At 41.5% G+C, this 1,178-nt stretch carries 1 protein-coding gene and 1 pseudogene; both read right to left on the bottom strand.

Features of this window, described 5'->3' with window-relative positions:
• Window positions 1-171: LPD28 domain-containing protein (locus BUB35_RS20225; RefSeq protein ID WP_334292974.1), on the bottom strand; the 171-nt coding region annotated here is incomplete at its 3' end.
• Between the two features lie 65 nt (window positions 172-236).
• Window positions 237-1,178: pseudogene (locus BUB35_RS18360) on the bottom strand (type VI secretion protein); the annotation flags it as partial.

The following is a 1,178-nucleotide window of genomic DNA, read 5'->3' as shown; positions in this document are numbered from 1 at the left end:
AACAACCTTCTCCAGCGTAACTGGATCGCCACTAAAGCCCTCTGACTCTCTGACATCATAGCAGTATAAATCAAAAGGCACCGTATCTCGATCAATACGTGCATTGGTAAAAATCACCACCACATTATCAATTTCTGCTAATTCAAAGTCTTCATCTCTTGCGTCTTTCATCATGTAAATCTCTCCCTTTTATGTTTTTTCTTTTTGATAGGTTTAGTGTTTTTTCTTTTTGACTTCTACTTACCTCCTGCACTTCCGAACAAATCCTCTTTATACTGCGGTGCTTTTACCACCAGATGGTAAACTTCTGAGCCATGGCGAAACACACAGACACCTCTTAAAGGACTGCTGATTAAGTCAAACAGACAATCATCCAGCCTGAGCATTTCCATATATTCCTTCTTGGAGATATTTCCTGGATTAAACAAAAACTGATGTGTTGGAATGGCAAACATGGGTTTTGTCATTTCTCTCACATCAGCTCTGTTGAAGTCTTCGATATTCTGGCTGGCAATGATGACTGCACTGCCTTTTTTACGCACACGCTTCATGGCGTTTCGGATGTATTCGATGGCAGTCATGTTAGTCAAAAACAAGTACAGCTCATCAATAAATGCCGCCGTATTCCCTTTGGACAACAGGGCATCAGACATAAAAGAAAGGACATTGAACAGCATAGCGTTTCGTATCGCCGTATCCGCATCTGTAATGCCCTTTGTGCCAAAGCAGATAAAGCGATTGCTTGTGATATTGGTGTGTCCGTTGAAAAACTTACTGTCAGCACCAATGCATATGGATTTCAGTTTCAAGCATAAATCCCTGACCGTTTCTCTGGTGTAAATATTCCCCCTCCTTTCTTCATATTGGTTCAGTTCCTGTTCTGCCAGATGATATAAATCTGACAGCACTGGGTAGTCTGTATGTTTTAATTCTGAAAAGTCAGTATGTTCTGTAATACCTTTGCTTTCGTACAGCTTTTCCAGAAATATCTCCAGCACATCGATTTCCGCACTGGTAAAGTCTTTATAGGCACGAAAAAAATCACGAAGGAATGAGATATGCCTTGGCAGCACTGAACCGCTGTCTTCCTCCCAGCGTTTGGGTTCCAGCACGTTAATGATGTACTCGCCTTCCATCAAGTCGATATAACAGCCATCCATGTTGACTGCCAAATCTTT

The sequence above is a fragment of the Anaerotignum lactatifermentans DSM 14214 genome (assembly GCF_900142265.1).
Lineage (GTDB): Bacteria > Bacillota > Clostridia > Lachnospirales > Anaerotignaceae > Anaerotignum > Anaerotignum lactatifermentans.
The sequence above is the reverse complement of the archived record's forward strand: the minus strand, read 5'-3'. Positions and strand labels throughout refer to the sequence as shown.